The following is a 24364-nucleotide window of genomic DNA, read 5'->3' on the forward strand; positions in this document are numbered from 1 at the left end:
GGGGAATAGGGGAATAGGGGAATAGGTATCGTCTTCCCTACTCCCTTACTGCCCTACTCCCGTACTCCCCTAATTCCTATGCCGCCAGATCGCGCAGCACATATTGCAGGATGCCGCCGTTCTTGAAGTAGTCGAGCTCGTCCAGCGTATCGATGCGGCAGATGATCGGAATGTTCTTCACCGTGCCGTCGCCATAGGTGATCTTCGCGACCATCTTCTGGCGCGGCTTGATGGCGCTCAGTCCGTCGATCTCGACCAGTTCGTCGCCCTTGAGGTTGAGCGAGGCCCATGAGGTGCCCTGCTCGAAGACGAAGGGGATGACGCCCATGCCGACCAGGTTCGAGCGGTGGATGCGCTCGAACGACTGAGCGATGACGGCGCGAACACCCAACAGGTTGGTGCCCTTGGCCGCCCAGTCGCGCGACGAGCCGTTGCCGTATTCGACACCGGCGAAGATGACCAGCGGCACGCCTTCCTTCTTGTACTGCATGGCGGCGTCGTAGATCGATCTCTCTTCCTTCGACGGATAGTGGATGGTGTAGCCGCCTTCGCGGCCGTTCTCGCCCAGCATGTGGTTGCGGATGCGGATGTTGGCGAAAGTGCCGCGCATCATCACCTCGTGATTGCCGCGCCGCGTGCCGTACTGGTTGAAGTCGGCGACGCCGACGCCATGGTCGGTAAGATACTTGCCGGCCGGAGATGCCGCCTTGATCGAGCCGGCCGGAGAGATGTGGTCGGTCGTGATCTTATCGCCGAACAGGCCGAGCACGCGGGCGCCCTTGATGTCGCCGATTGTGCCGAAGCCTGATGTCATGCCGGCGAAGTAGGGCGGGTTCTGCACATAGGTCGAATGGTCGTCCCAGGCGTAGGTCTGGCCTTCCGGCGCCTTGACGTTCTGCCAGTATTCGTCGCCCTTGAAGACGTCGGCATATTTGCGGGCGAACAGTTCGCGCGTCACGTTCTTCTCGATGAACTCCTGGATCTCGACCGAACTCGGCCAGATGTCCCGGAGGTAGACCGGGTTGCCGTCACGGTCCTCGCCGAGCGGCTCGGTGGTCAGATCCTTGGTCACGGTCCCGGCCAGCGCGTGGGCGACGACCAGCGGCGGCGAAGCGAGGTAGTTCGCCTGCACGTCGGGCGAGACGCGGCCTTCGAAATTGCGGTTGCCGGACAAGACCGCGGCAGCGATCAAACCTTTATCGTTGATGGTCTTGGAGATCGGCGCCGGCAACGGGCCGGAATTGCCGATGCAGGTGGTGCAGCCGAAGCCGACCAGGTTGAAGCCGATCTGGTCGAGTTCCTTCTGCAGGCCGGACTTCTCCAGATATTCGGCGACGACCTGGCTGCCCGGCGCCAGCGATGTCTTGACCCATGGCTTCTGCTTGAGCCCGAGCCGGTTGGCGTTGCGCGCCAGCAGCCCGGCGCCGATCAGCACGCTCGGGTTCGAGGTGTTGGTGCAGGAGGTGATGGCGGCGATCACGACATCGCCATGGCCGAGATCATAGTTGGTGCCTTCGACGGCGTAGCGCTTCTCGATTTCGGCGGCCTTCCGGTATTCGGTCTCCATCGCCTTCGCGAAGCCGGCCGGAATGTCTTCCAGCGCGACCCGGCCTTCCGGACGCTTGGGGCCGGCCATCGACGGCACGACATCGCTGAGATCGAGCTCGAGCAGGTCGGTGAAGACCGGGTCGGCGGAGCCGGTATCGCGCCACATGCCTTGCGCCTTGGCGTATGCCTCGACCAGCGCGATGCGGTTTTCCTCGCGGCCGGACATGGTGAGGTAGCGTATGGTTTCGCCGTCGACGGGGAAGAAGCCGCAGGTGGCGCCATATTCGGGCGCCATGTTGCCGATGGTGGCGCGGTCGGCCAGCGTCATGTTGGACAGACCCGGACCGAAGAACTCGACGAACTTGCCGACGACGCCCTTCTTGCGCAGCATCTGGGTGACGGTGAGCACGAGATCGGTGGCGGTGACGCCTTCCCTCAGTCTGCCGGTGAGGCGGAAGCCGATGACTTCCGGCAACAGCATGGAGACGGGCTGGCCGAGCATCGCGGCCTCGGCCTCGATGCCGCCGACGCCCCAGCCGAGCACGCCAAGGCCGTTGATCATGGTGGTGTGCGAATCGGTGCCGACGCAGGTGTCGGGATAGGCGGTGGTTTCGCCGCCTTCAGTGTTGGTCCACACGACCTGGCCGAGATATTCGAGATTGACCTGGTGGCAGATGCCGGTGCCGGGCGGCACGACGCGGAAATTGCGGAAGGCCTGCTGGCCCCATTTCAGGAACTTGTAGCGCTCCTCGTTGCGCTCGTATTCAAGCTCGACATTCCGGGCGAAAGCCAGCGGCGTGCCGAACTCATCGACGATGACCGAGTGGTCGATGACCAGGTCGACCGGCACCAGCGGATTGATCTTTTGCGGGTCGCCGCCGAGCGAAGCCATGGCGTCGCGCATGGCGGCCAGGTCGACCACGGCCGGAACGCCGGTAAAATCCTGCATCAGCACACGGGCCGGGCGATAGGCAATCTCGACGCCGGCGGTGCCCCTGTCGGTCAGCCAGCCGGCGACCGCCTGGATGCTCTCCTTGGTGACGGATCGGCCGTCCTCGTTGCGCAGCAGGTTCTCCAGCAGCACCTTCATCGAATAGGGCAACTGGCCGATGCCGGTGAGGCCGTTCTTCTCGGCCTCGACAAGATCGTAATAAACATAGTCGGTGCCGCCCGCGGTCAGCGTGCGACGGCAATTGAAACTATCGAGGGATTTTGACACGTGCGATCCGTCCTTGTCTGTTCAGCCTGAACGGGAACGGACGCCGATGGCATGCAATCACGCGCAAAGGTGCGGGTACGGCCATTTCCGCTGTCCGTTCCCAGCCAACCCGAGCCGTTCAAGGCGGCGCGTGCGCTGGTTCGGCGCTAATTCGCTTCCCGTGCCGACCGCTGGCACGGATGACCCGGATATAGAGAATTTCCTGGAATAGTTCTAGACAGTCGAACGGCTATTTTGTGCGATGCGGCAGCTGCCGTGGCGCGGTGTTTTCGGGACGGGCAAGGAATGCGGCTGATCGCCGAAAATCTGGGCGGCGAACGCGGCGGCGAGACGATTTTTTCCGGCATCGGTTTTGCCCTGGAAAAAGGCCAGGCGCTGATCGTCACCGGGCCGAACGGCGCGGGGAAATCGACGCTGCTCAGGGTAGTTGCCGGGCTGCTGCCGGTGGCGGCAGGCCGTTTGCTTCTCGAAGGTGGCGCTGAGGATTTTCCGTCGGTAGCCTCGGCCTGCCATTATCTCGGCCACCAGAACGCGATGAAGACAGCGCTGAGCGTGGCGGAAAATCTGCGCTTCTGGCGCGATTTTTTGGGCGCGGATTTTTTGAGCGCTGAACAGGCGCTGGAAACGGTCGGGCTTGATGGTATCGGCCATCTGCCGTTCGGCTATCTCTCCGCCGGGCAACGGCGCCGCGCGGCGATCGCAAAATTGCTGGTCAGCCGGCGACCGCTGTGGCTGCTCGACGAGCCGACGGCCGGGCTGGACAAGGCTTCGGAAGAGCGATTCGCCGTGCTGATGCGGAAGCATCTTGAAGACGGGGGGATCGTTGTGGCGGCCACGCATCTGCCGCTGGGGCTTGCGGGGGCGCAAGAATTGAGGATGACTGGTTGATGTCGGGGTTCCCGCCCACCCCCCTCTGTCCTGCCGGACATCTCCCCCGCAAGGGGGGAGATCGGCGGTTTCGTCGCTGCGCTCATCTTTCAAGGATGGAGATTGGCGAAAGCCGAAGTGCCATCCAATCTCCCCCCTTGAGGGGGAGATGCCAAGTGGTGGCAAAGAGGGCAGGACAGAGGGGGGTGCCTGGGCAAAGGCATCTCACACCATGCTAGCCCTCTTCCTGCGCGATATCCGCCTGAGTATCCGGGCCGGCGGCGGGGCGCTGACCGGCGTGATCTTCTTTCTCGCGGTGATCGCCACGATCCCCTTCGGCGTCGGACCGGACCTCAATCTGCTCGCCCGAATCGGCCCGGCGATCCTGTGGATCGGCGCCTTGCTCGCTTGCCTGCTCGGTCTCGACCGATTGTTCCAGGCCGACCGGGAGGACGGCTCGCTCGATCTGCTGGTGCTCGGCGACGACCGGCAGATGCTGGCGCTGACCGTGCTGACGAAATGCCTGGCGCATTGGGCGGGAAGCGTGCTGCCGCTGGTCATCGCGGCACCCTTGCTGGGCCTGTTCATGAACATGGAGCCGATCGGCATCGGCGCCACGGCGCTGACCCTCCTGGTCGGCACGCCGGCAATCACCTTCATCGGCGCTGCCGGCGCGGCGGTGGCGGTGGCGCTGCCGCGCGGCGGGCTGCTGATCTCGGTGCTGGTGCTGCCGCTGACCATTCCGGTGCTGATCTTCGGCGTCTCGGCAAGCTATGGCGCGGTGGCCAACCCCGATCCGTTCCTGCAGCCTTTCCTCATTCTCGCCGCGCTGACCTTGTTTCTTGCCGTGCTGGGGCCGGTTGCGGCAGCGCTAGCGCTACGTCATGGGGCGGACTAAATTAGACGGCCGCCTGACGTCAAAGGCTGCGGCGCTGCCGTCGATTGCGAAGCCGATGGCGCAAGGTTAAGGGAAGGCATGTTCGAACGAAGCGGAATGGTCCGGTTGAAAGTTTTTGCGCCGGCGGAGCTACCCATATGAGCGTACACGCCCTTTATGTGACCGCTGCCTATGCCATCACGGCCGTGGTGCTGGCCGGGCTGATCGGCTGGATCCTGTTCGACCAGCGTGCACGCAAGAGGGACCTCGCCGAGCTGGAAGCATCCGGCGTGCGGCGGCGCTCCGACAAGGCGGGGAAATCATGAGCATGGAGACGGAAACGCCGGCGCGCGGGCGGCGCCTGATCGTGCTGTTGCCGTTGCTGATTTTCCTCGGGCTGGCGGGGCTGTTCCTGACGCAGCTGTTGTCCGGTCGCGACACTTCGGAAGTGCCATCGGCGCTGATCGGCCTGCCGGCGCCGCAGACCAATCTGCCGGCGCTGGAGGGCATGAATTTGCCGGGGCTCGATTCCAAGCAGTTCGCCGGCAAGGTTACGCTGGTCAACGTCTTCGCGTCGTGGTGCGGGCCATGCCGCGACGAACATCCGGTGCTGCTGGCGTTGTCGCAGGACAAGCGCTTCGTCATCGTCGCGCTCAACTACAAGGACCAGCCGGAAAACGCCCGCCGGTTCCTCGGCGATCTCGGCAACCCGTTCCAGTCGATCGGCGTCGACGCGGCGGGGCGCGCGGCGATCGACTGGGGCGTCTACGGCGTGCCGGAAACCTTCGTCGTCGGCAAGGACGGCAAGATCGCCTACAAGCATGTCGGCCCGCTGACGCCAGGCTCGGCGCAGACGCTGCTTTTGCCGGAGGTCGAGAAGGCGCTAGCAGCGCCCGGCTGAGACACCGGAAACGCGATGGACGAACGAGACATCCGCGATCATCTTCTGGCTCAGGCGAAAGCCTGCGATGGACTTGGCTCGCCCTTCACCGCGAATTTATGCCGTGCGCTGGCCAAGGTTCTCGACGCAAACTCCAGGGCTGGGCAGGCGGTGCTCGGCTGGCCGGGCGACGCGCGCGCCGACGGCCTCGCATTGCGGCTCTGCGGCGCGCTGCATGGGTTGGTCCTGACGGGTGCCAGTGAGCAGCTGGCACTGATCTATCCGCCCAACCAGACAAGCGAATCCGAGATCGCGGCGGTGCTGCCGGAGGTAATTGCGCGGTCCGACGATCAGATCATCGCCGGCCTCGCCGGCGCGCCGCAGACCAATGAAATCGCCCGGTCGGCGATGCTGCTGCCTGGATTTCTGACGGTGGCGCGGGAAACCGGCCTGCCGCTGGATCTGTGCGAGATCGGCGCCAGCGCCGGGCTCAATCTCCTGTTCGACAGCTTTCACTACCGCTACGGCGATGCCGAGTGGGGAGACCCGGCTTCCCCCGTGCGGTTGGCACCGGAGGTGCGTGGCCTCGCTGTGCCGCTTGGTGGAGCGATCGACGTCCGCCATCGCGCCGGCTGCGACATCGCGCCGATCGATGTCGCCGACCCAATGGCGCGCTTACGGCTTCGGTCTTACGTCTGGGCCGATCAGGCAGCGCGGCTGGCCCGGCTCGACGCCGCGCTGTCACTTGCCGAAAAGTTTCCACCGCTGCTTGTCAAAGCGGACGCGGCGGATTTTATCGAGAAGGCACTGGCCACGCGGCAGCAGGGCGGCACCTTCGTGCTCTATCATTCGACCATGTGGCAATACCTGCCGCGGGCGACCAAGGATGCCATCACCGCCACCCTGGAGCAGGCGGGCAGACAGGCCACGGCGGCTGCGCCTATCGCAAGGCTGAGGATGGAGCCGCGCGATCCCACAAAGCCATGGGCGGTGCTCAGCCTCACTCTATGGCCCGGCGGCGAGACACGCCGCCTGGCCCGTTGCGATTACCACGGCCGCTGGATCGAATGGATCGGCTAAGCCGATCAAACAGTTCTGGTTGCGCATGATCTCGTCCGAAAAGTCTGCAACTTTTTGCTGCGCTGACATTCGGTTCGGGATCATGCGTTCGCCTCAGCCGTAGATCTGCTTGTGGACCTGGTAGAGCATTTCGCTGCGGTCGGCGCGCATGTCGGCCAGATCGCGGCTGGAAAAAGAGTCGATTTCGGCGATGAGGCGGTTGTATTGCCGGCGCTTGGCGATGCTGGTGCGAGCGCGGCTCATGAGGTTGTCGAGAATCATAGCGAGGTTCCTTCTGCGCCGCATTGTTGCGGCAGGTTGTTCCTCCCTGATCGATACGCAGCATGACATAGTTATGATGCGCTGCAAAAGAAGATGTTGCAATGCACCATTGCGCTGGACGCATAGCCGGTTAACCGCGCATGAGCGCCGTCATTTTGGGCCCTGTCATTTGAGCAAGGTCGGCCTTGCCGTGTTTTGCTCCGATGTCTCAAGATGCGGTGAGGCCGACATCAACGATCTTGCCATATTGATCGCCGGCTGGCTTGATCGCGCCGGCACTAGCGATTTTGCATGACCGGGAGGAAACCATGGCCGCCGAACACTACGAAATTCTCGATCCGCGTTTTGCGCGGCTGTTCAACAGCAATGCGCAGGTGGACAAGCTGTTCACCGGATGCCGGTGGGCGGAAGGGCCGGCCTGGTTTGCGGCCGGCCGTTATGTGGTGTGGTCCGACATCCCCAACAACCGCATGCTGCGCTACGACGAGACCGACGGCAGTGTCAGCGTGTTCCGGCAGCCGTCCGGCAATTCCAACGGCAATACCGTCGACCGGCAGGGCCGGCTGGTCACTTGCGAGCATTCGGGCCGCCGGGTCAGCCGCACCGAGCATGACGGCTCGATCACCACCATCGCCGACAAATGGCGCGGCAAGCGGCTGAACTCGCCCAACGATGCGGTTGTCAAGTCCGACGGTTCGATCTGGTTCACCGACCCGACCTACGGCATCGATACGGATTATGAGGGCGACAAGGCCGAGAGTGAGATCGGCGCCTGCCATGTCTACCGGGCCGATCCCGGAACCGGCGAGATCGACGCGGTGATCACCGACATGGTCAGGCCCAACGGGCTCGCCTTCTCGCTCGACGAGAGCAAGCTCTATGTCGTCGATACCGGCCGCACCCATGGCACGCAGAACCCGGCGCATATGCGGGTGTTCAATATCGACGAGGGTGGCAAGAAGGTCTCCGGCGGAAAGGTCTTCGCCGACTGCACGGCCGGCCTGTTCGATGGTTTCAGGCTCGACGATCAAGGGCGGATCTGGACCAGTGCCGCCGACGGCATCCATTGCTACGATCCCGACGGGACGCTGATCGGCAAAATCAAGGTGCCGGAAGTCGTCGCCAATTGCGTGTTCGGCGGCAACAAACTGAACTGCCTCTACATCGCCGGCACGACCTCGCTCTACATGGTCCGGCTGATGGTCAACGGCGCCAAGACATTTTGAGCGGCCGTCAAGCAACATCCAGGGAGGCCTCCATGCCATTCGTGAACATCCGCCTCGTCAAGGAGGTGATTGCCGATGACCCCTCGGGCAAGAAAGCGGCGATCGCTGCCCAGGTGACCGCGGCGATCGTCGGCGCCACCGGCCTGACCAGCAACGATGTCTGGGTGGTCTTCGAGGAGGTCAATGCGCGCGACTGGTTCGTCGGTGAGACCGATGTCGAGACGCTGAGACGGAAGGGCTAATCTCCCGACGGGCACGGCAGCGGCGCGGAAGTTTGCAAGAGGCCTGCGGGACAGCGCCCCCTCTGCCCTACCGGGCATCTCCCCCTCAAGGCCCCTTGGGGGAGATCGGCAGCTTCGTCGCCTAGCCCGTCTTTCAACAATGGAGGTTGGCGAAAGCGGATGACGGCCAATCTCCCTCCTTGTGGGGGAGATGCCAAGTGGTGGCAAAGAGGGCAGGACAGAGGGGGCGCGAAGGATCGCCGACGCTCGGTTCGCGTTCGCTCCGCTCCGGGACAACGAAAGCACGGTGGCCGCCACTTAACGCGAGCGGATGAAGTCGGCGAAGGCCGAAATGGCGCTGCGCATCGCCAGCCGGTTTGCCGGTTCCGCCAGGATTTTCTCCACCTCCGGAGGCTTCTTGCCGAGCAGGGCGATTTCGAGCGCAGCTTCCTCATAGAGCGCGAAAGACATGGTGCGCATGATCTCGGCCAGAGCCGCGCGGGCAAACAGCGAGCGCGGCGAGGCGTGCACCAGCATGGCCGGCCTGGCGACAGCGGCGTCGCGTGAGACCAGCCAGTCGAGCGCGTTCTTCAGCCCGCCCGGCACACCATGGGCGTATTCCGGGCTGACGCCGTCGGCACTGGTTACGGCATCGATCAGCACTGAGGCTTCCGGCGGTGTCCGTTCGCCTTCGTCATCCGGATTGAAGATCGGCAAGCGGCCTAGCCCGCCATAGGCGGCGACGCGGCAACCAGTCGGCGCATTTTGGGCCAAGGCCACGGTCAACGCCGAATTGGTTGAGGCGGCCCGCAGGCTGCCAGAGATGGCCAGGATGTTGAGCAAGGGTGATGCCAGTCTGGAATCGCGTCGGGAAAAGCCTACCACATCGTCTGCTTGTAGCTTTCGTCCAGCCAGCGGTCGGTCGCCTCGACCGAATCGGCGAGCGTCAGCTGGTCGCGCAGGATCTGGCCGAGTGTCGGCAGCGTCGCGCGGTCGTACCAGGTTTCCGGCCTCCACAGATCGGAGCGCAGGAAGGCCTTGGCGCAATGCATGTAGGCAGTCTTGACCGTCACCAGGACGACGCTTTGCGGTTCCTTGCCGTCAACGGCGAGTCGCTCGCGCAAAGCAGCATCGACGGTGATGCGGGCGTCGCCGTTGACGCGCAGCGTCTCGTTCATGCCCGGGATGAGGAAGAGCAGCCCGACCGAAGGGTTGAGAAGAATGTTCTCCAGCGTGTCGAGCCGGTTGTTGCCGGGCCGGTCGGGGATGGCGATGGTCTTCTCGTCGAGCACGGCGGCAAAGCCCGGTTTGTCGCCCTTCGGCGTCACATCGGCATTGCCGGCGCCGTCGGAGGAGCCGATCAGCACGAAGGGGCTTTTGCCGATGAAGGAACGGCTGTGGCCATCCAGCGCCTTCAGTTCCTTGCGGATCGAGCCGTCGGTCGGCCGAGGCGTCTTGTAGATCGTTCTCAGCTCTTCGCGCGTGGTGACGAATTCCATGCCCTCTCCCTAACCGTTACTTGCCGGCCTTCTCTTCGTTTCCGGTCTTGCCTTCAAGCGAATGGCGCATGATCAGCGGCATCTGACTGAAGGTGAAAAGAAGCGTGATCGGCATGATGCCCCAGACCTTGAAGGTAACCCAGGCGTCGGTGGAAAAATTCCGCCAGACCACCTCGTTGACAAGGGCCAGGAACAGGAAAAACAGGCCCCAGCGGAAGGTGAGTTTCTTCCAGCCCTCGGCATCGAGGCTGAAGGCCGAATCGAAGACGTAGCCGAGCAGCGACTTGCCGAAAAACAGGCCGCCGAGCAGCACGCCGCCGAACAGCATGTTGACGATGGTCGGCTTCATCTTGATGAAGATGTCGTCCTGCAGGTAGAGCGTCAGGGCGCCGAAGACGAAGACGACGACGCCCGACACCATCGGCATGATCGGCAAGGTGCGGGTGAGCAGCCAGGACGCGGCCAGCGCGATCGCGGTCGCGGCCATGAACAGGCCGGTGGCGACGAAGATCGGTCCGCCGAATTCGGCCAGCACCGGAAATTTCTGCGACAGCCATGCGCCACGGGCGTTGGCGAAGAAGAACACCATCAACGGGCCGAGCTCCAGCACCAGCTTGAGCAGCGGATTGACGCCTTCCTTCTTCTGTTTCTGCGGGTCGGACGGGTCGCGTTCGAGGATGCGCGGGTTCATAGGCTTTCCTTCTTGCGCAAGATCCTGTCCAAGAAGTCTGCAACTTCTTGGGATCATGCTTGTTATGCCACTCCAGCGATCGCCCTGGCGAACTCGCTTGCGGAGAAAGGTTCGAGGTCGTCGACCTGTTCGCCGACGCCGATGAAATAGACCGGCAATTTGTGCTTTGCCGCGATCGCCACCAGAATACCGCCGCGTGCCGTGCCGTCCAGCTTGGTCATCACCAGACCGTTGACGCCGGCGACATTGCGGAAGATCTCGACCTGGTTGAGCGCGTTCTGGCCGGTGGTGGCGTCGACCGTCTGCAACACGGTGTGCGGCGCTTCCGGATCGAGCTTGCCCAGCACCCGGACGATCTTTTCCAGTTCCGCCATCAGCTCGGTCTTGTTCTGCAGCCGCCCGGCGGTGTCGATGATCAGCACGTCGGAGCCGGCTTGCCTGGCCTGTTCGAACGCGTCGTAGGCAAGACCTGCCGCATCGGCGCCAAGCTTGGAGGCGATGACCGGCGACTTGGTGCGCTCGCCCCAGATCTTCAATTGTTCGATCGCGGCAGCACGGAAGGTGTCGCCGGCTGCGAGCATCACCGACAGGCCGCCGTCGGTCAGCTTTGCCGCCAGCTTGCCGATGGTCGTGGTCTTGCCGGTGCCGTTGACGCCGACGACAAGGACGACATGCGGCTTGTGGCTGAGGTCAAGCTCCAGCGGCATGGCGACATGGGTCAGCACCTTCTCCACCTCGCTCGCCATGATGGCGCGGACTTCCGTCTCGGAGACGTCCTTGCCGTAGCGGCTGGCGGCCAGCGAATCGGTGATGCGCAACGCCGTCTCCATGCCGAGATCGGCGCGGATCAGCACGTCCTCCAGATCCTGCAGCGTGTCCTCATCGAGCTTGCGCTTGGTGAAGACGCCGGCGATGTTGCCGGACAGTTCCCGGGAAGAGCGGGCAAGCCCCTCCTTCATACGCTGGAACCAGGAGCGTTTCGGTGCCGGTCCCGGCGCCTTCTGCGGCTCGGCTTTCTGCTCGACCTTCTTGGTTACGGTCACCTTGCCGGGGGCCGGCTTTGGCTCCGGCGGTGGTTGCGGAACGGCCTCCGGCTCTGGTGCAATCTCGGCAAGCACCGGCTTCGCCTCGACCGGCGCAGGCTGGCGAATGGGGGGCGGGATTTCGGCCGGAGGCGGCTCAGACTTGGGCGCTGTTGAGGGAGCTTCAGCGGGCGGTGCCGGCATTTCGACGGGCTCCGGCTCCGGCTGTTTTTCCGGCTGGAACGGGGCGATTTCTGGCGGCTGCGGCTCGGGCTCAAGAATTTCCTGCGGCTCTGGTGCAGGAACTGGCTCAGCGATGACGGGGGCGGCCGGGATTTCTTCGGGCTCCGGCTCCTCAGCAGCCGTTTCCGGCTCCGGCGGCCGCAGCTCCTCGACCGGAGCAGGCTCTGTCTGGATTTCTGGCTCGGGCGGAACGGTAGGAGCGGGCTCAGGCTTCGGCTCCTCGACCGGAGCAGGCTCCGGCTGGATTTGTGGCTTGGGGGAAATGATCGGAGCGGGCTCGGCCTCTTCAACAGGCGCCGGTAGCGGCGCGGGCGGTGCTTCCGCCTCGACCGGTGGCGGAGGCGCAGCTTCTGCCTCGGGCCGGGGCTCTTCGCGTTTCAAAAATTCCGGAACGGCCTGCTCCGTCGCCGGTTTCAGCGCCTCCAGAGCGTCCCATTTGATCGGCGGCAGCGGCGTGGTCTCGTCGATCCGCTCCTCGACCACTTCCTTCTTGCCGAACGAAAATATCTTCTTGAGAAAACCAGCCATGTTTTTGCGTCTCAGGCGGCGCGGGCGGCAAGCGGCGCCGCGATCAGTCTGATAACGTCATGGCCGACGATATCAGCCTCAACGATTTCGCCCGGCGCGCCGGCAGAGATCGCGGCAAGCGTGAAGCCTTCGGTGCGGCCGAGCCCATCGCGCTCGACCAGGATCGACTGGCGCGTTCCGGTGAGCGAGGAAAGGTGGCCGCGGTAAGCGGCGTCGCCGGCGGCGCGCAGCCGTGCCGCGCGCTGCTTGACCACCTCGCGGCGAAGCTGCGGCATGCGCGCGGCGGGCGTGCCTTCGCGTGGCGAGAACGGAAAAACGTGGAGATGCGTCAGCCCGCATTCCTCGACGATCTCCAGCGATTTTTCGAACATCGCGTCCGTCTCGGTCGGAAAACCGGCGATGATGTCGGCGCCGAAGACGATGCCGGGACGCAGTTTGCGCAAATCCTCGCAAAAGCGGATCGACTGATCCCGGTTGTGCCGGCGCTTCATCCGCTTCAGGATCATGTCGTCACCCGCCTGCAGCGACAAATGCAGATGCGGCATCAGCCTGGGCTCGGTGGCGATGGCGTCGAGCAGATCGTCGTCGGCCTCGATCGAATCGATCGAGGAGAGGCGCAGGCGTTTTACGCCAGGCACCTGCTTCAGGATTGTCTTGACCAATTTGCCGAGGTTCGGGCTGCCAGGCAGGTCGGCGCCGAAACTGGTCATGTCGACGCCGGTCAGCACGATCTCGGCATAACCATTGCCGCTCAGCCGCTCGACCTGCTCGACCACGGCCCCGATCGGCACCGAGCGCGAATTGCCGCGGCCGTAGGGGATGATGCAGAAGGTGCAGCGGTGGTCGCAGCCGTTCTGCACCTGGACAAAAGCCCGCGCCCGGCCCTCGATGGCGTCGACCATGTGGCCGGCCGTCTCGCGTACCGAAAAGATATCGTTGACGCGAGCCTTCTCGGTATCGTTGACGCCGAAATCCGGCAGCGCGCGATAGGAATGCGCCTTCAGCTTCTCTTCATTGCCGAGGACGAGATCGACCTCGTCCATGGCGACGAAACTCTGCGGGTCGGTCTGCGCGGCGCAGCCGGTGACGATGATACGGGCGGCCGGGTTCTCGCGGCGGGCCTTGCGGATCGACTGTTTTGCCTGGCGCACCGCCTCGCCGGTGACGGCGCAGGTGTTGAAGATGATGGCGCCGCCTTCCAGCGCGCCAAGGCCGGCGCTTTCCGCCTCTCGCCGCATCACCTCTGATTCGTAGGTGTTCAGCCGGCAACCGAAGGTGACGACGTCAACACCCTTGGGAAGAGTGGGGCCCCTGGAAAGAGTGGGACCCTTCTTGGCAAGAGGAGCCATCAGGCGGCGCTTTCGGTGTCGCGGGCCCACACCCCGGTCGACGGATCGAAGCTGCCGGAAAATTCCCATTCGGCGGCGCCGGTGAGGATGACGTGGTCGTCGCCGCGCCATTCGACATGCAAGGAGCCGCCGCCGGGCGTCACCAAGGAGACACTGCGTCCGGTCCGCCTGGTGCGCGCGGCAGAGACGACGGCGGCACAAGCCGCCGTACCGCAGGCCTTGGTCAGGCCGGCGCCGCGCTCCCAGGTGCGGATGACCATCGTCTCGGGCGAGGTCACCCGTGCGATGGTGATGTTGGCGCGTTCGGGGAAGATCGGGTGATTTTCGAGCAGCGGGCCGAACCGGTCGAGTTCATAGGACCAGACGTCGCGGTCGACCCAGAAGATAGCGTGCGGATTGCCCATCGACACGACCGAGGGCGAGTGCAGTACAGGCGCGTCGATCGGGCCGATCTGCAGCTCGATCATGCGGGTATCGCGGAATTCCTCGGCCAGCGGAATATCCTGCCAGCCAAAACGCGGCTTGCCCATGTCGACCGAGATCAGCCCGTCGGCATGTTCTTCAGCGTTGAGGATGCCGGCGACGGTCTCGAAGGCGAATGTCTTCTGGCCGGTCTCGGCGGCAAGTGCCTGCACCACGCAGCGCATGCCGTTGCCGCAGGCCTGCGCGCCGGTTCCGTCGGAATTCAGGATGTCGATGAAAAAGGCGGTGCCCGGCGTCCTGGCGTCGTGGATCGCCATGATCTGATCGAATTTCGTCGCCGCATCGGCATTGAGCGCAAGGGCGGCAGCCGGCGTCACCCGATCGGCGCGACCGCGCATGTCGGCAACGATGATCTCGTTGCCAATGCCGTTCATCTTGGCGAAGGGAGCAGTGCTTGCCATGGATCGAAAGGTCTCATGCCGGTTTGGCGCCTATATGGCGGATACCGGCCGAAATTACCAGTGTGCGGACGTCAGAGCGATGTGCGTCCACTTGGACGCACAAAGTACGCTCTGACACTTTGAACCCGCGCATCGTGCTTTCCGAAAATCGATTCCGATTTTCGGGCCGATGCGTCTACGCCACCGCGAAGACGCCGAGCATGACCAGCAGGAAGATAATCAGCACGATGCCGATGAGGATACGGGCGCCAGTAGCAGCGGCCCCGGCCAGCGCCGGCATGCCGAGCAGGCTCGCCGCGGCCGCGATGATCAGAAGAATCATGATCCATTTGATCAGGAGAAAAACCTCGCAGCCGGCGGTTGTGGAACTGCCTACAAACGCGTCTGCGATGGCTTGGGTTCCAATTCCTTGGATTCTGCTAGGGCCAGCGACCGAAAGCTGGCAACATGGTAGCGGGCATGGCCGCCTCGCCGACGATAAGAAAGTCGGCACTCGTATGGTTGGGTTTTGACGGCTCGATAAGTCTTTAATCAATGGCTGAACGTTGCGATACGATCATCATCGGTAGCGGCCAGGCGGGGCTCGCCATGAGCTACTATCTTCAGCAGCATGAACGAAAGCATGTGGTGTTGGAACGCGCTCGTATTGCCGAACGCTGGCGGACGGAGCGTTGGGATTCGCTTCGATTTCAATTCATCAACCAGTCGATTGAGCTTCCTGGGCTTTCTTATCAGGCCCCTGAGCCGGAAGGGTTTGCCCATCACACCGCAATCTCGCAATTCATCGAGGACTATGCAGCAAAAATTGCAGCTCCGGTTCGCCAGGGTGTCGAAGTCACGAGGCTCTGGCAGAGGGATGCCGGCGATTATGCATTGGACACAAACGCCGGCAGCATGACAGCCCGCCATGTCATTGTGGCGACAGGCCCGTTCCAGCGTTCGATGGTTCCGGCTGCCGCCAGGAATTTGCCTCGATCCGTTTATCAGGTTCACGCTTCGAAGTACCGCGGCCCCGACGAGCTTCCCCCCGGAGCGGTGCTTGTGGTGGGCAGCGGCGCATCTGGAAGCCAGATAGCCGATGAACTCCAGCAATCCGGGCGCAAGGTCTATCTTTCGGTCAGCCCCCATCGTCGGGTGCCTCGGCGCTATCGCGGCAAGGATGTTTTGTGGTGGTTCGACAAAATGGGACGTTTCGAGATCACCATCGACAGTTTCCCGGAGCGGCGGTATCCCCCCTCGACGGTCGTAACCGGCGTCAACGGCGGCTACGATATGAACGTCCGCCGCTTCGCCCGCGACGGCGGAACGGTGCTGGGACGTGTGCTCGGATGCGCCGATGGAAAACTGTCGATTGCCGACGATGCCTGCCAGATTTTGGCTGAAGCCGACAAGTCTTATGACGATTTTGTTTCCGCTGCGGAGACGTTGGCAGACAAACGTGAAGTCTCAGACCACATTCGCGACAGCGATGAACTTTCACTAACTCCAATCCTGGCGGAAATCGGCGATGCCCGGTCAGTCGATATTGCCGGCGAGAACGTCAGCTCGGTTGTCTGGGGAACGGGATATCTCTTCGACTACAACTGGATGGATTTGCCAATTTTCGATGCGCGCGGCGCACCCGTTCAACAGCGTGGCGTGACAGCGTTTCCTGGCTTGTATTTTCTTGGCCTCCATTGGATGCACACCTTTGGCTCCGGCCTTCTCTCGTACGTAGGTCGCGACGCCGCCTATATAGCCAGGCACATGGAAGCCTTGGGATTCCCTGCGCGGCGAAGCCGGTCGACTGTCTAGACCGCCGGCACGTCCCAGACCTCGCCGGGACGCAGGGCGCGAAAGCGTTCGCGAGGGACGCCCTGGTCATCCAAGGCCTCGCCCAGCTTTCTGGCCGGCTCGTCGATCGGCTCGTTGGTGAGCCGGAACGTGCCCCAGTGACAGCCGGCAGCATGGGCGGCGTTGCACAAAAGCATGCCTTGCACCGCCTCCTCCGGATTCTGGTGGTGTGGCGCCATGAACCAGCGCGGCTCGTAGGCGCCGATCGGCAGGATGGCGAGGCGGAAGCCGCCGTGCCTTTCGGCCATCAGCCGGTAGTTGATGCCCTCGTGGAAACCGGTGTCGCCGGCGAAATAGACCTTTCCGCCTGGCGTCTCGACCACAAAACCCGCCCACAGCGCCATGCGCCGGTCGCGGGTGCCGCGCGCCGACCAGTGGTGCACCGGCTCGACATGGACGGTGACGTCCTTGCCGATATCGACCCGCTCGCCCCAGTCATGCGCGGAAAGCCGCATGCCGGGAACGCCATCGTCGATGATGGCGTCGTTGCCGAGCGGCGTCAGCACCAGCGGGTCGTGCTTCGTCTTCAGCCGCTTCAGCGTGGCGAGGTCGAGATGGTCGTAGTGGTTGTGGCTGACCAATACGAGGTCGATCGGCGGCAGGTTGGAAAAGGCGATGCCCGGCGGATTGACCCGTTTCGGCCCGGCAAAGGAGAGCGGCGAGACGCGCCGCGACCAGACCGGGTCGGTGAGAATGTTCAGGCCGGCTGTCTGGATGAACAGCGAGGAATGGCCGACCATGGTCAGCCTCAGTTCGGAGCCGTCGATCCGTTTGGCCGGTGTCGCCTGATGAAACGGACTTGGATTCGCCGCCGGCCATTTCGAGCGTTCGCCGCCCAACTGCCACTTCAAAAGATCGGAAAAGCGGGCAGGCAGCTTGCCGTTGGGATTGAAGAACAAGGTGCCGTCGAAATGATCGCTCGGCGGGCCGCTGTAATAGCGATTGGCGGCTCTTTTTCTCGCAGCCAAGGTTTCGCCTCCGGCAGGGTTCCGTTTCATCAGAGATAGGACCGGACCCGGCTGGCGCAAGCATTTGGCGGCCGAATGCCAGGAGCACGCCTGTCCAGCAAAACAGCTGCGCGCCTCTGTCAGACCTACAGGGCAGGCTTTTAGGCTGCATGTATTTTGTGGTAAAATTGCAACAGACGCTGCCGCAAAAAGTATTTTAACCATATCGGGTTGAAATTTCGCCACCTTCTCCATCTTGGTGATGGGAGATTGTGCGGACGGCAGCCCGAGCCGGATCCGACGGAGGTTTGAAATGAATTTTTCGAAAACCGGTCTGCTGGCCGTATCGCTTGCCGCGCTCGTTGCGAGCGGCTGTTCAACGTCACGATTCTCGTCGATGGACCAGCAGCCGTCGCCGCTTGAGGCCGCGCCCTCCGGCACGGTGACCGCAAATCAGCTGCCGCCGCCGGCGGCGCCCGGCACTGCCGACCCGTCGAAATTTCCAACGGCGCCGCAAGGTTCCGAGGTGGCTTCGCTGCCACCGGACGGGACGGCTCCGGCCGGGGCTGCGGATCTTACCGCCTCCAGCGTCGCCGGCGTGTGGAAGGCCAGCGTCTCCGGCCAGAGCTGCCAGGTGGCGACGCCACAGACCAAATTCGGCGCCGGCTACCGGGCCGGGCCGCTGCATTGCCCGGCGCCGATCAACGGCATTAAGTCCTGGAACGTCGCCGGCAAGCAGTTGACGCTGTACGACGAGAATGGCGGCACGCTGGCACGGCTCTATTCCTCGGGCGGAGAGAAATTCGACGGCCAAACTTCCAACGGCCTGCCGATCTCGCTTACAAGAGGCTGACCCGCCCCCATTTATTTTTACGCAAATCCGACGGAAAACCGAGACATACTTTTCTTGGAATTGCTCTAGAACGACGTGACCGATGCATCTGCGTGACGGCCTTCAGACCCATGCGACCGTCCGGCAGCGCTACGACCATCTGGTTGTGTCAGGCCTGGTTGACCGCGATCCGGCGCAGGAGCGGATCGTCGCGGCACTCGACCGGCTGATCGATGAGATCTCGGCAAAGCGGCTGGCGCACAAATCGAGCGCGCTGGGCTGGCTGTTCGCCCGTAAGCGCGAGACGCGCGAGCCCGTCAAGGGCCTCTACATCCATGGCGGCGTCGGCCGCGGCAAGACCATGCTGATGGACATGTTCTTCGAGCTGGTGCCGGTCAGGCGCAAGCGCCGTGTGCATTTCAACGACTTCATGGCCGATGTGCAGGACCGTATCCAGAAGCACCGGCAGGCGCGCAAAGAGGGCACCGTCAGGGAAGACGACCCGATCGCGCCGGTGGCCCGCACGTTGGCCGAGGAAGCCTGGGTGCTTTGCTTCGACGAGTTTTCCGTCACCGACATCGCCGATGCGATGATCCTGTCCCGGCTGTTCTCGGCGCTGTTTGCCAACGGCGTCGTGCTGGTCGCCACGTCCAATGTCGCGCCGCAGGATCTCTACCGCGACGGCTTGAACCGCAAGCTTTTCCTGCCCTTCATCGGCATCCTGGAGCGGCATGCGCAGGTGCTGGCGCTGGACGCCGACAAGGACTATCGGCTGGACAAGCTCAGCCGCCTGCCGGTCTATGTCACCCCCGCCGATGCCGCCGCCGATGCTGTTCTCGACGAGGCCTGGGAAGTGATGACGCATGGCAGGCCGGCGGCCGAGGCTATGCTGACGGTAAAGGGCCGGCAGGTCGTGGTGCCGCGTGCCGCCGGCGAAGCGGCGCGGTTTTCCTTTGCCGATCTTTGCGAAAAACCGCTCGGCGCCCGCGATTTCCTGGCGATTGCCGGCCGCTTCTCGACCGTCTTCATCGATCATGTGCCGGTGCTCGGCGAAGGCATGCGCAACGAGGCCAAGCGCTTCATCCTGCTGATCGACACTCTATACGACCATCATGTGCGGCTGGTAATGAGCGCCGCTGCACCGCCACCGCAGCTGTATACGGCCAAGCGCGGCGCCGAGGTGTTCGAGTTCGAGCGCACAGCGTCACGGCTGATCGAGATGCAGAGCCATGAATGGCTTGAGGACTGGGTGGAGAGGCAGAAGGCGACGCTGACCGAAGCGCAGCAGGCTCGGGCCTGAAGATAGTCTCCGGAAGGTCGCGATCCTTCGCCCCCTCTGTCCTGCCGGACATCTCCCCCTCAAGGGGGGAGATTGGCCGTCATCTTTCGCTCGCCAATCTCCAACGTCGCAGGCGTGAGCGGAGCGTCGAAGCTGCTGATCTCCCCCCTTGAGGGGGAGATGTCCGGCAGGACAGAGGGGGTACTGTCCCGCCGGCGCCTACAACCGATACACATACATCACGAACGCCTCCGCCGGCCCGTGCGGCTCCTTCCGCGCCTCATAAAGCGCGCGCGCCGAGACATTGCGCGGCTCGGTGCCGACCCAGGCCTCCTCGCAGCCATGCTCGCGGCCGAGCTCAAACATGGCGTCGAGCATCTTCGTCGCTATGCCCTGGCGCTGGAAGGCCGGCGCCACGCCGACTTCGTCGATGTAGAGTTCGCTCACCTTGTCCGGGTGGCGGTGGATGACGGCCGCGCATTGGCCGACGACTGTGCCGTCGGCCAATGCCACAATCATGAAATGACCTGGCGAGGCGAGATAGGCGGCAAGGCGATCGGGCGTGACCGGCTCGTCGAACACGTCCTCGGCGACCCGCATCACAAGGGTGTCATCGCCGGGAAACAGCCTTCTTATTTCCATCTTCATTGCGTAACTTTCCCAAGTCGGCTCAATTCTTTTGACGCTTACGTAATTCCCGTTGTTTCTAACCGATTGAAATTGTTCACTCCAAAATAATCGTTTGAATTTCTTCCGCGCTGGGGCTATTGGGGGCGGCGAAAATTCGCGGCTTCCCCGCAGCATTCCGGCCCGCTTCTTCGACGCCGTCATGGCGCCGTCACAGTCTAAAGGGACAACATCCTCACATGGCACGCAACAAGATAGCGCTCATCGGCTCGGGCATGATCGGCGGCACGCTCGCCCACATGATCGGCCTCAAGGATCTCGGCGACGTTGTGCTGTTCGATATCGCCGAGGGCATCCCGCAAGGCAAGGGGCTGGATATCGCGCAGTCGTCGCCGGTCGATGGCTTCGACTCCAGGCTGGTCGGCATCAACGATTATGCCGGCATCGAGGGCGCCGACGTCTGCATCGTCACCGCCGGCGTGCCGCGTAAGCCCGGCATGAGCCGCGACGACCTTCTCGGCATCAATCTGAAGGTCATGGAGCAGGTTGGCGCGGGTCTCAAGAAATACGCGCCGAAAGCCTTCGTCATCTGCATCACCAACCCGCTCGACGCCATGGTCTGGGCGCTGCAGAAGTTCTCCGGACTGCCGAAGAGCCATGTCGTCGGCATGGCCGGTGTGCTGGACAGTTCGCGCTTCCGCTACTTCCTGGCCGAGGAGTTCAAGGTGTCGGTCGAGGATGTCACCGCCTTCGTGCTCGGCGGCCATGGCGATTCCATGGTGCCGATGATCCGCTATTCGACGGTCGCCGGCATCCCGCTGCCCGACCTCATCAAGATGGGCTGGACCTCGAAGGAAAAGCTCGACCAGATCGTGCAGCGCACCCGAGACGGCGGCGCCGAGATCGTCGGCCTGCTCAAAACCGGCTCGGCCTTCTACGCACCGGCCGCCTCGGCGATCGCCATGGCCGAAGCCTATCTCAAGGACAAGAAGCGCGTGCTGCCCTGTGCTGCGCATCTCTCCGGCCAGTATGGTGTCAAGAACACCTATGTCGGCGTGCCGGTGGTGATCGGCGCCGGCGGCGTCGAGCGCGTCATCGAGATCGAGCTCGGCAAGGCCGAGCAGAAGATGTTCGATAATTCGGTGGCGGCGGTGCAGGGCCTGTGCGAGGCCTGCGTCAAGATCGCTCCGCAACTCGCCGCCAAGTGACCCGGAGATATCTAGCATGAACATCCATGAATATCAGGGCAAGGCGCTGCTGAAGGGCTTTGGCGCACCGGTGGCCGAAGGCGTGCCGGTGTTTAGGGCAAGCGAGGCGGAAGCCGCCGCCAAGGCGTTGCCCGGCCCGCTCTATGTGGTGAAGAGCCAGATCCATGCCGGCGGCCGCGGCAAGGGCAAGTTTAGGGAACTCGGCCCCGACGCCAAGGGCGGCGTCAGGCTGGCGAAGTCGGTGGCCGAAGTGGTCGCTAACGCCAAGGAAATGCTTGGCCACACTCTGGTCACCAAGCAGACCGGCCCGGCGGGCAAGCAGGTCAATCGCCTCTATATCGAGGACGGCGCCGACATCGAGCGCGAGCTCTATCTGTCGCTGCTGGTCGACCGCTCGGTCGGCCGCATCGCCTTCGTCGTTTCGACCGAGGGCGGCATGGACATCGAGGCGGTCGCCCACGACACGCCGGAAAAGATCATCACCCTCGCCATCGACCCGGAAAAGGGTGTGACGGCGGCTGATTTGAAAGAACTCAACGGCGCGCTGCAGCTCGACGGCGACGCCGCCAAGGACGGCGAGACGCTGTTCCCGATCCTCTACAAAGCCTTTCTGGAGAAGGACATGAGCCTGCTCGAGGTCAACCCGCTGATCGTCATGAAGAACGGCCGGCTGCGCGTGCTCGACGCAAAAGTGTCGTTCGACAACAACGCGTTGTTTCGCCATCCCGACGTGATGGAGTTGCGCGACATCACCGAAGAGGACGAGAAGGAGATCGAGGCGTCGAAACACGACCTCGCCTATGTCGCGCTCGACGGCAATATCGGCTGCATGGTCAACGGCGCCGGCCTCGCCATGGCGACGATGGACATCATCAAGCTCTATGGCGCCGAACCCGCCAACTTCCTCGATGTCGGCGGCGGTGCGTCGAAGGAGAAGGTGACGGCGGCGTTCAAGATCATCACCAAGGATCCGGCGGTCAAGGGCATCCTGATCAACATTTTTGGCGGCATCATGAAGTGCGACATCATCGCCGAGGGCGTGATCGCAGCAGTCAAGGAAGTCGGGCTGCAAGTGCCGCTGGTGGTGCGGCTGGAAGGCACCAATGCCGAACTCGGCAAGAAGATCATCAACGACAGCGGGCTCAACGTCGTCTCGGCCGACGACCTCGACGATGCCGCGAAGAAAATCGTGGCGGCAGTGAAGGGCTGAAGGGCAGTCGATGATCTCGACCCGACTTCTGTGTGCAATTGGACTCGGCTGCTTCGCCCTGCCGGCGCACGCGGAAGAGATTTCGGATGCAATGGTGCTCTATAAGAATATCTGCATCGCATCAAACGGCGATTTGAATAAAGCGGAGCAATTGACGATCGAGAATGGATTTTCGATCGATTCTGACGACCGTGGCAGAAAGACTTTCGATCGACCGATTACTGGAACTCTCTCGGCGCCGTTTGTCATACTCAATCCGGCAGGATCAAATGGGAATAAGTCTTTGCTCGACATCTGTGAGATCTTCGGAACTACGATTCGAATGGCAGAGTTTGATGACTACGCTCGCTCGCGGGGTTTGATCGAGGTGCCGAAGGAGGGGGTTCTTGGCGATCTAGCGGACCAAAACTACGTCCGGATTTACGCAAACAAGGAGTGCCAGGCTGCTGGGGACGGCAGCGCCGCATGCCTCGTTATCTGGACCATCGGCGACAATCCGGTAGACGAAAAGTTCAGTGGAGTTTTTCGTTTTGGAACTCCTCGGCCTCAAGTGGGGAATTCTCTATGACCCCTCCATCCACAAGCGTGAAGGGCTGATCTGGTGCCTCCGCACAAGATAAATCTGGTCGAGGCGGCGGATCAGAAGATCAAGAAGGTCTTCGATCCGCATATCGCCGGCGACGTCAACGACGCCCAGGTCAAGATCGCCAAGTTCGGCGATGTCTTCGACTGGCACGCGCATGACAATGAGGATGAAGCGTTCCTGGTGCTGCGCGGCCGCATCGCTATCGATTTCCGCGACGGCACGGTGGAACTTGGCAGCGGCGAATTCATCGTCGTGCCGCGGTCCGTCGAGCACCGGCCGCGCTCGCTGAGCGAGGAGCCGGTGGTGCTGATGTTCGAACCGGCGACGACGCTCAACACCGGCAACGCCAAGAGCGACCTCACCGTCGCCGACCTGAAACGGCTGTGACCTGACGATGACCGCGCAGCCTTCCTCCATCAACGGTTTGTAAAAAGGACCACCATGTCCATTCTCGTCGACAAGAATACCAAGGTCCTCGTGCAGGGCCTGACCGGCAAGACCGGCACGTTCCATACGGAGCAGGCGCTGGCCTATTACGGGACAAAAATGGTCGGCGGCATCCACCCCAAGAAGGGTGGCGAGACGTGGACTGGTGCCAAGGGCGAGAGCCTGCCGATCTTTTCCACGGTTGCCGAAGGCAAGGCAACGACCGGTGCCAATGCTTCCGTTGTCTATGTGCCGCCGGCCGGCGCCGCGGAGGCGATCCTGGAAGCGATCGAAGCCGAGATCCCGCTGATCATCTGCATCACCGAAGGCATCCCGGTGATCGACATGATCAAGGTCAAGGCGCGGCTCGACCGCTCGACATCGCGGCTCATCGGCCCCAACTGCCCCGGCGTCCTGACCCCCAACGAATGCAAGATCGGCATCATGCCCGGCAACATCTTCCGCAAGGGCTCGGTCGGCGTTGTTTCCCGCTCGGGAACGCTTACCTATGAGGCTGTGTTCCAGACCACCAATGTCGGCCTCGGCCAGACCACCGCCGTCGGCATCGGTGGCGACCCCGTCAAAGGCACGGAGTTCATCGACGTGCTGGAGATGTTCCTCGCCGACGACGAGACCCAATCGATCATCATGATCGGCGAGATCGGCGGCTCGGCCGAGGAAGACGCCGCGCAGTTCCTCAAGGACGAAGCCAAGCGTGGCCGCAAGAAGCCGATGGCCGGTTTCATCGCCGGGCGCACGGCCCCGGCCGGCCGCACCATGGGCCACGCAGGCGCGGTGATTTCCGGCGGCAAGGGCGGCGCGGAAGACAAGATCGCGGCGATGGAATCGGCCGGGATCAAGGTATCGCCGTCGCCGGCCCGGCTGGGCACGACGCTGGTCGAAGCGATTAAGGGTTAAGGCAGTAAGGGAGTAGGGCAGTATGGGAGTAGGGGAATAGGAAGAACGGAACGAGTGGCGACAATTGCCACTTTCCCTACTGCCCTACTCTCCTATTCCCTTA

At 63.1% G+C, this 24364-nt stretch carries 26 protein-coding genes; 15 read left to right on the plus strand and 11 right to left on the minus strand.

Features of this window, described 5'->3' with window-relative positions; translation table 11 throughout:
• Positions 1-76 precede the first annotated feature (76 nt).
• The gene (acnA, locus tag AC0L14_RS30015; protein WP_473751660.1) at positions 77-2767 is read right to left on the minus strand and encodes an aconitate hydratase AcnA; all 2691 of its coding nucleotides are present in this window, start codon (positions 2765-2767) and stop codon (positions 77-79) included.
• 285 nt (positions 2768-3052) lie between these two features.
• On the opposite strand from acnA, the gene ccmA reads away from it, so the two are divergent.
• From ccmA to AC0L14_RS30040, 5 genes are all read left to right on the plus strand, one after another.
• A complete protein-coding gene (ccmA, locus tag AC0L14_RS30020) occupies positions 3053-3655 on the plus strand; it encodes a heme ABC exporter ATP-binding protein CcmA (protein WP_473751661.1) in 603 nt (200 codons plus the stop codon).
• A gap of 211 nt (positions 3656-3866) precedes the next feature.
• Positions 3867-4532: a heme exporter protein CcmB gene (gene ccmB / locus AC0L14_RS30025; protein ID WP_095495630.1), complete on the plus strand. Its 666-nt coding sequence runs from the start codon at positions 3867-3869 to the stop codon at positions 4530-4532.
• A gap of 137 nt (positions 4533-4669) precedes the next feature.
• A complete protein-coding gene (ccmD, locus tag AC0L14_RS30030; protein ID WP_029349414.1) occupies positions 4670-4837 on the plus strand; it encodes a heme exporter protein CcmD in 168 nt (55 codons plus the stop codon).
• On the plus strand, positions 4834-5412 hold the full coding sequence (locus AC0L14_RS30035) for a DsbE family thiol:disulfide interchange protein (RefSeq protein WP_473751662.1): 579 nt from the start codon (positions 4834-4836) through the stop codon (positions 5410-5412). The genes ccmD and AC0L14_RS30035 overlap by 4 nt, the downstream gene beginning before the upstream one ends.
• A 15-nt stretch (positions 5413-5427) precedes the next feature.
• The gene (locus tag AC0L14_RS30040) at positions 5428-6471 is read left to right on the plus strand and encodes a DUF2332 domain-containing protein (RefSeq protein ID WP_473751663.1); all 1044 of its coding nucleotides are present in this window, start codon (positions 5428-5430) and stop codon (positions 6469-6471) included.
• A 93-nt stretch (positions 6472-6564) separates the two neighbouring features.
• Here AC0L14_RS30040 and AC0L14_RS30045 read toward each other — a convergent pair whose 3' ends face one another.
• A complete protein-coding gene (locus AC0L14_RS30045) occupies positions 6565-6732 on the minus strand; it encodes a hypothetical protein (RefSeq protein WP_084646772.1) in 168 nt (55 codons plus the stop codon).
• A 308-nt stretch (positions 6733-7040) separates the two neighbouring features.
• Here AC0L14_RS30045 and AC0L14_RS30050 point away from each other — a divergent pair, with 308 nt between their 5' ends.
• Both AC0L14_RS30050 and AC0L14_RS30055 read left to right on the plus strand, forming a co-directional pair.
• Positions 7041-7958: an SMP-30/gluconolactonase/LRE family protein gene (locus AC0L14_RS30050; protein WP_473751664.1), complete on the plus strand. Its 918-nt coding sequence runs from the start codon at positions 7041-7043 to the stop codon at positions 7956-7958.
• A 32-nt stretch (positions 7959-7990) separates the two neighbouring features.
• Complete coding sequence (locus tag AC0L14_RS30055) at positions 7991-8200, plus strand: tautomerase family protein (RefSeq protein WP_473485951.1); 210 nt, start codon at positions 7991-7993, stop codon at positions 8198-8200.
• A gap of 297 nt (positions 8201-8497) precedes the next feature.
• Here AC0L14_RS30055 and AC0L14_RS30060 read toward each other — a convergent pair whose 3' ends face one another.
• From AC0L14_RS30060 to AC0L14_RS30090, 7 genes are all read right to left on the minus strand, one after another.
• Entirely contained in the window at positions 8498-9022 is a 525-nt protein-coding gene (locus AC0L14_RS30060) for an NADPH-dependent FMN reductase (RefSeq protein WP_473751666.1), read from the minus strand.
• Between the two features lie 35 nt (positions 9023-9057).
• A complete protein-coding gene (locus AC0L14_RS30065; RefSeq protein WP_473751667.1) occupies positions 9058-9678 on the minus strand; it encodes a pyridoxamine 5'-phosphate oxidase family protein in 621 nt (206 codons plus the stop codon).
• 16 nt (positions 9679-9694) lie between these two features.
• Positions 9695-10369, minus strand: coding sequence for a septation protein A (locus AC0L14_RS30070; RefSeq protein WP_473525881.1), 675 nt, complete (start codon positions 10367-10369; stop codon positions 9695-9697).
• 62 nt (positions 10370-10431) lie between these two features.
• Positions 10432-12162, minus strand: coding sequence for a signal recognition particle-docking protein FtsY (gene ftsY, locus AC0L14_RS30075; protein ID WP_473751668.1), 1731 nt, complete (start codon positions 12160-12162; stop codon positions 10432-10434).
• 11 nt (positions 12163-12173) lie between these two features.
• Complete coding sequence (mtaB, locus tag AC0L14_RS30080) at positions 12174-13511, minus strand: tRNA (N(6)-L-threonylcarbamoyladenosine(37)-C(2))-methylthiotransferase MtaB (protein WP_473751669.1); 1338 nt, start codon at positions 13509-13511, stop codon at positions 12174-12176.
• Positions 13511-14395, minus strand: coding sequence for a diaminopimelate epimerase (gene dapF, locus AC0L14_RS30085; protein WP_473751670.1), 885 nt, complete (start codon positions 14393-14395; stop codon positions 13511-13513). The genes mtaB and dapF overlap by 1 nt, the downstream gene beginning before the upstream one ends.
• 175 nt (positions 14396-14570) lie before the next feature.
• Complete coding sequence (locus tag AC0L14_RS30090) at positions 14571-14732, minus strand: DUF1328 domain-containing protein (RefSeq protein WP_473486015.1); 162 nt, start codon at positions 14730-14732, stop codon at positions 14571-14573.
• Positions 14733-14929: 197 nt separating this feature from the next.
• Between AC0L14_RS30090 and AC0L14_RS30095 the strand changes: the two genes are divergently transcribed.
• Positions 14930-16189, plus strand: a complete 1260-nt coding sequence (locus AC0L14_RS30095; protein ID WP_473751671.1) for a flavin-containing monooxygenase — start codon at positions 14930-14932, stop codon at positions 16187-16189.
• On the opposite strand, the gene AC0L14_RS30100 is transcribed toward AC0L14_RS30095, so the two are convergent.
• Positions 16186-17226: an MBL fold metallo-hydrolase gene (locus tag AC0L14_RS30100; RefSeq protein ID WP_473751672.1), complete on the minus strand. Its 1041-nt coding sequence runs from the start codon at positions 17224-17226 to the stop codon at positions 16186-16188. The genes AC0L14_RS30095 and AC0L14_RS30100 overlap by 4 nt on opposite strands.
• Before the next feature lie 262 nt (positions 17227-17488).
• Between AC0L14_RS30100 and AC0L14_RS30105 the strand changes: the two genes are divergently transcribed.
• Both AC0L14_RS30105 and zapE read left to right on the plus strand, forming a co-directional pair.
• The gene (locus AC0L14_RS30105; RefSeq protein WP_123148790.1) at positions 17489-18028 is read left to right on the plus strand and encodes an AprI/Inh family metalloprotease inhibitor; all 540 of its coding nucleotides are present in this window, start codon (positions 17489-17491) and stop codon (positions 18026-18028) included.
• 82 nt (positions 18029-18110) lie between these two features.
• Entirely contained in the window at positions 18111-19307 is a 1197-nt protein-coding gene (gene zapE / locus AC0L14_RS30110; protein WP_473751673.1) for a cell division protein ZapE, read from the plus strand.
• Positions 19308-19505: 198 nt separating this feature from the next.
• Here the strand turns inward: zapE and AC0L14_RS30115 are convergent, their stop codons facing one another.
• On the minus strand, positions 19506-19934 hold the full coding sequence (locus AC0L14_RS30115; RefSeq protein ID WP_473751674.1) for a GNAT family N-acetyltransferase: 429 nt from the start codon (positions 19932-19934) through the stop codon (positions 19506-19508).
• A 218-nt stretch (positions 19935-20152) separates the two neighbouring features.
• Here AC0L14_RS30115 and mdh point away from each other — a divergent pair, with 218 nt between their 5' ends.
• From mdh to sucD, 5 genes are read left to right on the plus strand one after another with little or no spacing between them, the layout of a single operon-like run.
• Positions 20153-21121: a malate dehydrogenase gene (gene mdh, locus AC0L14_RS30120; RefSeq protein WP_473751675.1), complete on the plus strand. Its 969-nt coding sequence runs from the start codon at positions 20153-20155 to the stop codon at positions 21119-21121.
• Positions 21122-21137: 16 nt separating this feature from the next.
• Positions 21138-22331 carry an ADP-forming succinate--CoA ligase subunit beta gene (gene sucC / locus AC0L14_RS30125; RefSeq protein ID WP_473751676.1) on the plus strand — a complete coding sequence of 398 codons (1194 nt, stop codon included), beginning with the start codon at positions 21138-21140 and terminating at the stop codon, positions 22329-22331.
• 10 nt (positions 22332-22341) lie between these two features.
• The gene (locus tag AC0L14_RS30130; protein ID WP_473638581.1) at positions 22342-22899 is read left to right on the plus strand and encodes a hypothetical protein; all 558 of its coding nucleotides are present in this window, start codon (positions 22342-22344) and stop codon (positions 22897-22899) included.
• 33 nt (positions 22900-22932) lie between these two features.
• Entirely contained in the window at positions 22933-23304 is a 372-nt protein-coding gene (locus tag AC0L14_RS30135) for a cupin domain-containing protein (protein WP_254017006.1), read from the plus strand.
• A 54-nt stretch (positions 23305-23358) separates the two neighbouring features.
• Complete coding sequence (gene sucD / locus AC0L14_RS30140; RefSeq protein ID WP_473638580.1) at positions 23359-24261, plus strand: succinate--CoA ligase subunit alpha; 903 nt, start codon at positions 23359-23361, stop codon at positions 24259-24261.
• The last annotated feature ends 103 nt before the right edge of the window (positions 24262-24364 follow it).

The organism is Mesorhizobium sp. WSM4841 (assembly GCF_055811515.1).

Bases quoted from the DNA above. Each gene is read 5' to 3' on its own strand.
- AC0L14_RS30095 (WP_473751671.1), top strand. From the start codon at position 14,930: ATGGCTGAACGTTGCGATACGATCATCATCGGTAGCGGCCAGGCGGGG.
- AC0L14_RS30100 (WP_473751672.1), bottom strand. From the start codon at position 17,226: ATGAAACGGAACCCTGCCGGAGGCGAAACCTTGGCTGCGAGAAAAAGA.
- AC0L14_RS30035 (WP_473751662.1), top strand. From the start codon at position 4,834: ATGAGCATGGAGACGGAAACGCCGGCGCGCGGGCGGCGCCTGATCGTG.
- ccmD (WP_029349414.1), top strand. From the start codon at position 4,670: ATGAGCGTACACGCCCTTTATGTGACCGCTGCCTATGCCATCACGGCC.
- AC0L14_RS30050 (WP_473751664.1), top strand. From the start codon at position 7,041: ATGGCCGCCGAACACTACGAAATTCTCGATCCGCGTTTTGCGCGGCTG.
- sucC (WP_473751676.1), top strand. From the start codon at position 21,138: ATGAACATCCATGAATATCAGGGCAAGGCGCTGCTGAAGGGCTTTGGC.
- dapF (WP_473751670.1), bottom strand. From the start codon at position 14,395: ATGGCAAGCACTGCTCCCTTCGCCAAGATGAACGGCATTGGCAACGAG.
- sucD (WP_473638580.1), top strand. From the start codon at position 23,359: ATGTCCATTCTCGTCGACAAGAATACCAAGGTCCTCGTGCAGGGCCTG.
- AC0L14_RS30115 (WP_473751674.1), bottom strand. From the start codon at position 19,934: ATGAAGATGGAAATAAGAAGGCTGTTTCCCGGCGATGACACCCTTGTG.
- zapE (WP_473751673.1), top strand. From the start codon at position 18,111: ATGCATCTGCGTGACGGCCTTCAGACCCATGCGACCGTCCGGCAGCGC.
- ftsY (WP_473751668.1), bottom strand. From the start codon at position 12,162: ATGGCTGGTTTTCTCAAGAAGATATTTTCGTTCGGCAAGAAGGAAGTG.
- AC0L14_RS30045 (WP_084646772.1), bottom strand. From the start codon at position 6,732: ATGATTCTCGACAACCTCATGAGCCGCGCTCGCACCAGCATCGCCAAG.
- AC0L14_RS30130 (WP_473638581.1), top strand. From the start codon at position 22,342: ATGATCTCGACCCGACTTCTGTGTGCAATTGGACTCGGCTGCTTCGCC.
- ccmA (WP_473751661.1), top strand. From the start codon at position 3,053: ATGCGGCTGATCGCCGAAAATCTGGGCGGCGAACGCGGCGGCGAGACG.
- AC0L14_RS30105 (WP_123148790.1), top strand. From the start codon at position 17,489: ATGAATTTTTCGAAAACCGGTCTGCTGGCCGTATCGCTTGCCGCGCTC.
- ccmB (WP_095495630.1), top strand. From the start codon at position 3,867: ATGCTAGCCCTCTTCCTGCGCGATATCCGCCTGAGTATCCGGGCCGGC.
- mdh (WP_473751675.1), top strand. From the start codon at position 20,153: ATGGCACGCAACAAGATAGCGCTCATCGGCTCGGGCATGATCGGCGGC.
- AC0L14_RS30055 (WP_473485951.1), top strand. From the start codon at position 7,991: ATGCCATTCGTGAACATCCGCCTCGTCAAGGAGGTGATTGCCGATGAC.
- AC0L14_RS30065 (WP_473751667.1), bottom strand. From the start codon at position 9,678: ATGGAATTCGTCACCACGCGCGAAGAGCTGAGAACGATCTACAAGACG.
- AC0L14_RS30070 (WP_473525881.1), bottom strand. From the start codon at position 10,369: ATGAACCCGCGCATCCTCGAACGCGACCCGTCCGACCCGCAGAAACAG.
- mtaB (WP_473751669.1), bottom strand. From the start codon at position 13,511: ATGGCTCCTCTTGCCAAGAAGGGTCCCACTCTTTCCAGGGGCCCCACT.
- AC0L14_RS30040 (WP_473751663.1), top strand. From the start codon at position 5,428: ATGGACGAACGAGACATCCGCGATCATCTTCTGGCTCAGGCGAAAGCC.